Raw genomic sequence first — 8645 nt, forward strand, 5'->3', positions numbered from 1 at the left:
AGGTTCTTTCAGAAAATCAAGAAGTTCCGGCGGTTATCTACACGCTATGAGCGACTGGCAAGAAACTACCAGTCACTCCTCTGCCTCGTGTCAGCCGCCATATGGCTGGCCTAATTGTTAACGACCCCTAGTCGTCAGGTCGATCCGTTAGGCTTAGCGTACCGCTGATGTTAGAAGGATGTGGGAGATGCGCATATTACTGCTCGAGGACGCCTCCGCGCTAGGCGAAGTCGTGCGCGATCAGATAGCCGAAGAAGGCCACGCGGTGGACTGGATGCAAACGCTTGGCGAGGCCCAGGCATGCCTTGCGACCACCGCTTACAACCTGCTGCTGCTCGACCTTCTGCTGCCCGATGGAAACGGGCTCGATTTGTTAAAGCATTGCCGTCGTGCCGGCAACACGACGCCGGTGATTATTCTGACAGCGCGGGATCAGATTTCCGATCGTATCGCCGGCTTGAATGCCGGCGCGGATGATTACCTTGTCAAACCCTTCGACCTGTCGGAATTGTCGGCACGGATCGCTGCCGTGGCGCGGCGTTATGCGGGTAACCCGAACCCCCTGATTACAGTGGGCGAACTGGAGGTCGATCTGGTCAACCATTCGCTACGTCGTGGCGGGCATGACATTGAGCTGACCGCCCGGGAGTGGGCGCTGTTTGAGGCATTCATGCAACGCCCTGAGGCACTGCTATCCCGCTCCCAACTCGAAGATTGTTTATATGCCTTTGGTGCCGAGATCGAGAGCAACACTATCGAGGTCCATATCAGCCGTCTGCGCAAGAAACTGGGGCGTGACGTTATCGAGACGGTGCGTGGTATGGGTTACCGGCTGGGGCAGGCGTGAGACGCGCTACGAGTTTGCAGCGTCGTCTGGGGGTTGGCCTGACGCTGGGGACCACGCTGCTCTGGCTGTTTGTTGCTGTGGTAACGGCACTGATCGTTGAGGATACGCTGAACAAGACGCTCGATAGCGTCCTTGAAGAAGCAGCACAACGCCTCCTGTCGCTTGCCGTTGTTGAAATATTTAATCGCGAAGATTCCGATCTGCTTCAGCAGGTGGCGGCGCTGCACCCCCACGAGGAATACATCACCTACCTGGTGCGTGGAATGGACGGTGCCCCCTTGCTGGTGTCCCACGACATTGACCTCTCGGTCTTTCCCGAAACGCCTCAAACGGGACTGCGTAGTACCGCAACGCATCGGCTTTACGGTATCTCTGCGGTCAGCGATACCTTTTTTATTGAGGTGGCCGAGCCGTTGGCCTCACGCCGTCAGGCAAAATGGCAAACGATTGGCATGCTGTTCCTGCCGTTGGCGGGTCTGATTCCCCTGAGTTTGATCGGCATCTGGTGGTTTGTACGCCGTAGTCTACGCGGGGTGCTTGAGTATCGGACGATGCTCGAAGTCCGCGGCGCCGGCGACCTGTCGCCGGTGAGAGGCGAAAACTTGCCGGCCGAAATAGTGCCGATCGGTGAGGCAGTTAATCAGCTGTTAGAGCGTCTACGTCGAACGTTGGAGGCGGAACGCAGCTTTACCGCCAATAGCGCTCACGAGCTGCGTACGCCCCTGGCCGCGACCCTGGCTCAGGTGCAGCGCCTGCGCCGGGAAGCGCCCGATGGGCCGATACAGGATCGGACGGAGCGAATTGAGGCCTCGCTGCGCGAGCTTTCGCGGCTGTCGGAGAAACTGATGCAGCTGGCCAAAGCGGAGAGCGGAGGGCTATTGGTCGAGAGTCCCGAGAATATCCTGCCGATTGTTACCCACCTCGTCGATGATTTTCAGCGCGCCACCGAAACGCCTCTGATGCTGTCGTTACCTAACGAAGCGTGTGTCATGTCATCGATTGATCCGGACGTGCTGGCCATCCTGCTGCGTAATCTGATTGAAAACGCCCTGAAGCACGGGCAGAAAGATCGGCCCGTCGAGGTCTGCGTGTTGGGGAATGGCCTGTTGCGCGTGATCAATGCGGGACCGGTAGTACCTGTGGAAGATCTCAACCGGCTGACGGATCGCTTTCAGCGGGCGAATACCCCCGCGGCAGGGTCCGGCCTGGGGCTTGCTATTGCCCATGCGATCGCCGTCGGGGCCGGTGCCACTTTGACCCTGGCTTCTCCTGCGTCGGGCAGGGTAGACGGGTTCGAGGCAAGCTTACGGCTCCCACACTGAGGCTGGGGTGTCCAGCTCGCCGGCGGGAATACGCACACCCTGGATGTGCCGAATATTGCCGAGATGGCGTCATGTCTTAAGCCTTCTGTCAGGTTGGATTGCGACCATAACGCCATGTCAATTTGGCATGGTTTGAAAAAAGCGATCACGACCTATAGGAGGGGAAAATGACTTATCATGACACACAGGGGCGTTACGGCGTCATCAGTCGTCTATTTCACTGGATAATGGCACTGTTTATCATTATTCAGTTCATGGCACTCGGTGGTTACATCAACGATGGAGAGCACTGGGTTGGTAACACGATCGTTCCTTGGCACGTAGATGTCGGTTTGCTACTGCTTGTTCTTGTGCCGCTCAGAATCATCTGGAGGCTAAGCCAGCAACAACAGCATGCCAAACCACAGGGCCAGGGTGTCATGGCATTGCTGGCTAAGGGTGGGCATCTGCTGCTCTACCTGTGCATGGTGTTGATTCCGGTAACAGGTGTTTTGCTCATGGTGGGAGGCGGTCACGGCCTTGGAGTTTTTGGCATCGAACTTGTTGCCCAGAGCGAGCAGGAAATCCCCTGGGCCGTCGCATTAGGCGAATGGCACGCTCAGATTTCCTGGCTGTTCGTCGCGCTGGTACTCGGTCATCTGGGGGCGGCGCTGTATCATCACTTCGTCAAACACGACGATACCCTTGTGCGTATGACGATAAAGCGCTTGGGGAATAGTTAACTATGTGCTCTTGATCGAGCGGTGAAGAGGTGCGCTACCCTAGAGGCATGCGAACCTTCGACACGATGAGGAAACCATCATGCAAGCCAAAATCAATCGCCAGGTACTCCTCGCCAAGCGTCCGCAAGGAAGGCCGCAGCGAGATGATTTTGAGGTGGTGGACGCCGAGGTGCCAAACCCAGGTGAAGGCGAAATGCTGATTCAGACGCTCTACCTGTCGGTGGACCCGGGGATGCGCAGTATGATGGAGGAGGGCAAGTCCCACACCGCTGCGTTTGAGTTGGGAAAGCCCTTGACCGGACGCTCGGTCGGGCGCGTTGTAGCGTCAAAGCTGAGCGGCTTTGCCGAGGGCGATTACGTTTATGAGCGGCTCGGCTGGCAGAACTACTCGCTATCCGACGGCAGCCAAGCCAAGAAGGTCGACCCCGACGCGGCACCCTTGTCGGCCTATCTGGGTATCGTTGGCGTACCGGGGTTCTGCGGGTATTTCGGCATGCTGGACATTGGCAAGCCTCAGGCCGAAGAAACGGTGGTCGTTTCTGGTGCTGCGGGTGCCGTGGGAATGGTTGCGGGGCAAATCGCCAAACGCCAGGGTTGTCGCGTGGTCGGCACAGCCGGCTCACCGGAGAAGGTTGCTTATCTGCGCGATGAGCTAGGCTTTGATGCGGTTCTCAACTACAAAAATACGGAAGATCTGGCGGCGGCGCTCAAGGACGCCTGCCCGGACGGTATCGACGTTTACTTTGATAACGTTGGCGGTGAGGTTACCCAGGCGGTGCTGTCGTTGATCAATTATCACGCGCGGATCGTGGTGTGTGGGCAGACGTCGCAGTATAACGCCACGTCTCTGGCAAGCGGCGCTGTTGCACCGCAGCTGTTGATCAAGAAAAGCGCCATGATGAAGGGCTTCGTGGTATACGACTACGCCGAGAGAAACGCCGAGGCCGTCGAGCACCTGGGTCAATGGATCAAGGACGGGACACTGCGCTACCGGGAAAACGTCGTCGACGGATTGGACAACGCTCCCCAGGCGTTTATCGATCTTTTTTCGAGTAAAAGCTTTGGCAAGCAGCTAGGGCGTGTTGACGTTTCACATTGGTAGCCATAAAAAGCCGCAGGCCAAGGCCACCATGCTTTCGTAGTTTCGCTTGAGCTTGTCGTAACGCGTTGCGATGGCGCGATACGGCTTCAATCGAGCAAAGGCATTCTCAACCAGATGCCGATAGCGATATAAGCCTCTGTCCAGATTGGCATTTCCTTTCTTTGAGTTGCGTTTACGTGGAATGACGGCAGCCATGCCCTTGGCTTCGATCTGTTCACGGATACGCTCGCTGTCATAGCCCTTGTCAGCCACCAATGCATCACCCGCTGGCAAATCGTCAATCAATGCCCGGGCTTCCGTGCTGTCGTGCACCTCACCCCCGGTTATTCTGAAGGTGATCGGTAGCCCATAGGCATCTACGGTCAAGTGGATCTTGCTGGTATTGCCTGCACGACTTTTGCCAATAGCTTCTGCGTCTTCCGTGGCAGCTCCGGTGCTGTCCTGGTGGGCCTTGACGTAGGAGCCATCAATGAACAGCCACTCAACATCAGGCTCCTCCACCAGAGAGCTGAAAAGCCTCATCAGCTTTCCACTCGCTGACCAGGCGTTAAAACGCTTGTAGACCGTGTTCCAGGGGCCAAACGTCTCCGGTAGGTCCCGCCACGGGCAGCCGGTGCGCATCCGATAAAGGATGCCTTCTATCGTGGTACGCAAGTCGGCCTTGTCATAAATACCTTGTTGAAGCAGGATAGGTTTCAGCTTCGACCAGTGTTCATCCGTGAGCATTTGTCGGGGCATGGCAGGCTTGCAGTTTGTTGGTGTAGGAACCTTTATTCTGCGAGCTTGCCCCTATCCTGCCAATACCCCTGCCATGAAACGTCAACAGGCCCTAGTCAGACTTTCTGCTGGCTAACAGGGGTTAGGCGACCGCACTGATAGCAAAGCACCCCCACACCGCCTCTGTGCGCTGTGGGGGTGCTCGTTTTAGCCCTTGGCCAGGCGCGTGTTCGCGTCGAGGCCGGCGTAGTCGAGCAGGATTTCCGCGGCTTCAAGGACCTGGGCGCGCTCGGCGGGCATGTCCTCATCGTCGTCATCTTCTTCGCCGACGTCGTTTACCCCGTCCTGATGGCTTCCGGCCATGGCGTCCTCGCGGGCGTCGATCCACTCGTCGAGTTCGTCCATGCCCAGCGCCCGGCGGCGCTGGTTCTCAAGCGATAGCTGCTCGGCTTCCTGGGCCTCCATCTCCTTTTTCCGCTGCTCGCGGTTGAGGCTGACGGTGGTGTGCTGCTCGCGCAGCTTGCGGGCAAGGGCCGACTGGCGCTCGAGATAGATAAAGTTGGGGTTTTCCTCGGCGCGCGCTTCGTGGCGCTTTTTCAGCGTGGGCAGAACCTCTTCCGGCTTGCCGTAGCGGCGGTACTGCACATCGCGCACGCTGTCCCAGCCCAGGGCGTTATCCAGGCTGCTTTCGCCGATGCGCTCGGGGTCAATCAGGCTGGGGAAGGTAATATCCGGCTCGATGCCGCGGTTTTGCGTGCTCTTGCCGGAAATGCGGTAGAACTTTGCCCGAGTCAGCTTGAGCTCGCCGTGGCTGAGCTGGTCAAGGGTTTGCACCGTGCCCTTGCCGAAGGTGTTCGACCCGAGAACCAGGCCGCGGCCGTAGTCCTGGATGGCGCCGGCGAAAATCTCCGAGGCGGAGGCGGACAGGCGGTTGACCAATACGCCCAGCGGGCCGTCGTAAAGGGTGCCGGCTTCGCTGTCGCCGTAGAGCTGGATGCGGCTCTGGGCGTCGCGCACCTGCACCGTGGGGCCGCGGTCGATGAACAGCCCAATCAGCGAGTTGGCCTCCTGAAGGGCGCCGCCGCCGTTGTTGCGCAGGTCTAAAACGATGCCTTCGACGTCCTGCTCCTTGAGCTTTTCGACTTCCTCGGCGACGTCCCGGGTGGTGCTGCGGTAGTCTTCTTCGCCGGCCTGCCAGGCGTCAAAGTCGACGTAGAAAGTGGGCACGTTGATCACGCCAAGGGAGTGGGACTCGCCGTCGCGCTCAAGTTCAATGACTTCGCTACTGGCAGCCTGGTCTTCCAGGTCCACGGTGTCCCGGGTGATGGTGACCACGTGGGAGCGGGTGGTATCCACCGCCTGGGCGGGAATGACCTCGAGGCGAACCTTGGAACCCTTGGGGCCGCGAATCAGGTCAACGACGTTGTCCAGGCGCATGCCGATGACGTTGACCATCTCGTCTTCGTCTTCCTGGCCCACGGCAATGATGCGGTCGGCGGGCTTGAGCACGCCGGCGCGTTCGGCCGGGCCGCCGGCCACCAGGCTTGCCACCTTGACGTATTCGCCGTCGGCCTGGAGCAGCGCGCCGATGCCTTCAAGGGACAGGCTCATCTGGATATCAAAGGACTCGCCCTGGCGCGGCGAGAGGTACGCGGTGTGCGGCTCGATGCTGCCGGTGACGGCGGCCATGAACAGGCCGAAGACGTCTTCGGGCTCGGTCTGCTCGATGCGCGACAGCTGGCCTTCGTAGCGCTGGCGCAGGGCGTCTTCGACCTGCTCGCGATCCTGGTTGGTCAGAGCAAGGCTCAGGGCGTCGTTTATCAGCCGCTTTTGCCACAGCGCGTCAAGCTCGCTTTCGCGGGTGGCGAAGGACGCATCCTCGCGGTCGACTTCCAGGCGCTGGTCGCCGTCAAAGTCGAAGTCCAGCCCCTGGTCGAGCTCGTCCAACAGCCATTCCAGGCGCGCTTCGCGCCGCTCGTTGGCGCGCTCGTGAAGGGCAAAGACTTCGTCCAGCTCGCCGTTTTCCAGCACTCGGCCAAGCTCGGTGCGCAAGGAGTTGAACGGTTTGATGTCGCGCTGTAGCAGGTAGGCGCGCTGACCGTCTAGAATATCCAGATAGCGATCAAAGGCGTTTTGGGACCAGGCTTCGTCAAAGTTTACGTCCGCGTAGTGCCCGTAGCGCAGCGAGTCTGCGCTTTCCACGGCGGCTTGACGCTGCTCGTCGGTCGGCTCCAGGGCCATGACCGCGCTGCTCATGATCAGCACCGCGGTAAGGGCGGTCAGGCGCGAAAGGGTGGCAAACCAGCTCATCAATCAAGCTCTCCCGGGGTTAGGTATACTCAGGCCCTTGCGCGGCAAGCGGCTAGAGCGCAAGTAGTCAACATAGTGCGTGAACCGAAAAGGCATTGTAGCAGTTAGCCTGCTTCGCCGAGACTCAAACCACCATTCTTGTCAGGGAGTTTTTCATGCCCCAGGGCGAACATACCGATACCCTCGACCGCCTGCGCGATTTTCTGCGCACCTCGCCCACGCCGTGGCACGCCACCCGCAACATGGCTCGGCGGCTGGAAAGCGCCGGCTTCCAGCGGCTAGAGGAAACCCGGGACTGGGATCTGAGCGCGGGCGGGCGCTACTACGTCACGCGCAATGACTCGTCGATTATCGCCTTTCAGCTGCCTTGCACCTCGCTTGCCGCGCTGCGCATGATCGGCGCCCACACCGACAGCCCCGGGCTTCACCTGAAGCCCAACGCCACGCAATACGCCGCCGGCTGGCTGCAGCTGGGGGTGCAGGTTTACGGCGGCGCGCTCCTGGCGCCGTGGTTTGACCGCGACCTAGGGCTTGCCGGCCGCGTCCACGTGCGCCACGGCGACGGCCGTCTGGAAAGCGTGCTGTTAAACGTCGACCGGCCCGTGGCTACCATTCCAAGCCTTGCCATTCATCTGGACCGCGAGGCCAACAGCGGCCGGGCGATCAACCCCCAGACGCAGATGGCGCCGGTGCTGATGCAGAGCGAGAGCGCAACGCTAACGCCGCTGCTGCAGACGTTGCTGGCCAGGGAGCACGGCCTCGACGACATCGAGGTGGTGGACTTCGAGCTTTCGTTTTACGACGTCCAGCCGCCGGCGCTGGTGGGCGTCAAGCAGGAGCTGGTGGCAAGCGCAAGGCTGGATAACCTGCTGTCCTGCTTCACGGGGATGGAAGCGCTGCTCGAGTGCGACGGTGAGCAGGGCGCGCTGCTGGTGGCCAACGACCACGAGGAAGTCGGCAGCGCCAGCGCCTGCGGCGCCCAGGGGCCGTTTCTCGGCGATGTGCTCAGGCGGCTGAACGAAGCCGTAGGCGGCGCCACCGAGGCGTCGCTTGTGCAGCTGATCCAGTCATCGCTGATGATTTCCTGCGATAACGCCCACGCGCTGCACCCCAACTTTATCGACAAGCACGACGAGCAGCACGGCCCGGCGATCAACCAGGGGCCGGTGATCAAGGTCAACGCCAGCCAGCGCTATGCTACCAACAGCGCCACCGGGGCGCTGTTTCGCGACGTCTGCCGGGAGGCCTCGGTGCCGGTGCAGGCGTTCGTCACCCGGGCAGACATGGGCTGCGGCAGCACCATCGGGCCGATCACCGCCACCGAAGTGGGCGTGCCGACGCTTGACGTGGGCGTGCCCCAGTGGGCCATGCACTCCGTCCGCGAAACCGCCGGCACCGAGGATGTGATCCACCTGATCCGCGCGCTGCGGACCTTTCTTGATCGCCCGGCCCTCGAGCTGAACGCCTGACGCAAAAAAGCCCGCTCGATGGCGGGCTTTTCCGTTGTGCGCCAGGCATGGCGCGTAGCACCGACAGGTGCTGTTCCCGGGGGTAGTGCCCCGGGATGACTTGGGGGTGAGAGTCCCCTACGGACCTTGATAGCGGGAACCGTTAGCCGAACAGCA

At 60.5% G+C, this 8645-nt stretch carries 7 protein-coding genes; 5 read left to right on the forward strand and 2 right to left on the reverse strand.

Annotation, left to right across the window (positions count from 1 at the left end; translation table 11 throughout):
• Positions 1–187: 187 nt before the first annotated feature.
• The 4 genes from RS027_RS13140 (at position 188) to RS027_RS13155 (ending at position 3993) form a co-directional block, all read left to right on the forward strand.
• Positions 188–847 carry a response regulator gene (locus tag RS027_RS13140; RefSeq protein WP_311957653.1) on the forward strand — a complete coding sequence of 220 codons (660 nt, stop codon included), beginning with the start codon at positions 188–190 and terminating at the stop codon, positions 845–847.
• Between the two features lie 14 nt (positions 848–861).
• A complete protein-coding gene (locus RS027_RS13145) occupies positions 862–2169 on the forward strand; it encodes a sensor histidine kinase (protein ID WP_311957654.1) in 1308 nt (435 codons plus the stop codon).
• Positions 2170–2336: 167 nt separating this feature from the next.
• The gene (locus RS027_RS13150; RefSeq protein WP_311957657.1) at positions 2337–2891 is read left to right on the forward strand and encodes a cytochrome b; all 555 of its coding nucleotides are present in this window, start codon (positions 2337–2339) and stop codon (positions 2889–2891) included.
• A gap of 79 nt (positions 2892–2970) precedes the next feature.
• On the forward strand, positions 2971–3993 hold the full coding sequence (locus RS027_RS13155; RefSeq protein WP_311957659.1) for an NADP-dependent oxidoreductase: 1023 nt from the start codon (positions 2971–2973) through the stop codon (positions 3991–3993).
• Here the strand turns inward: RS027_RS13155 and RS027_RS13160 are convergent.
• Together RS027_RS13160 and RS027_RS13165 are read right to left on the reverse strand one after the other, a co-directional pair.
• A complete protein-coding gene (locus tag RS027_RS13160; RefSeq protein WP_311881892.1) occupies positions 3982–4731 on the reverse strand; it encodes an IS5 family transposase in 750 nt (249 codons plus the stop codon). The genes RS027_RS13155 and RS027_RS13160 overlap by 12 nt on opposite strands.
• 186 nt (positions 4732–4917) lie before the next feature.
• Positions 4918–7020, reverse strand: coding sequence for a carboxy terminal-processing peptidase (locus RS027_RS13165; protein ID WP_311957661.1), 2103 nt, complete (start codon positions 7018–7020; stop codon positions 4918–4920).
• Positions 7021–7175: 155 nt separating this feature from the next.
• Here RS027_RS13165 and RS027_RS13170 point away from each other — a divergent pair, with 155 nt between their 5' ends.
• Positions 7176–8489: a M18 family aminopeptidase gene (locus RS027_RS13170; protein WP_311957664.1), complete on the forward strand. Its 1314-nt coding sequence runs from the start codon at positions 7176–7178 to the stop codon at positions 8487–8489.
• The last annotated feature ends 156 nt before the right edge of the window (positions 8490–8645 follow it).

The sequence above is a fragment of the Halomonas garicola genome (assembly GCF_031935715.1).
Lineage (GTDB): Bacteria > Pseudomonadota > Gammaproteobacteria > Pseudomonadales > Halomonadaceae > Vreelandella > Vreelandella garicola.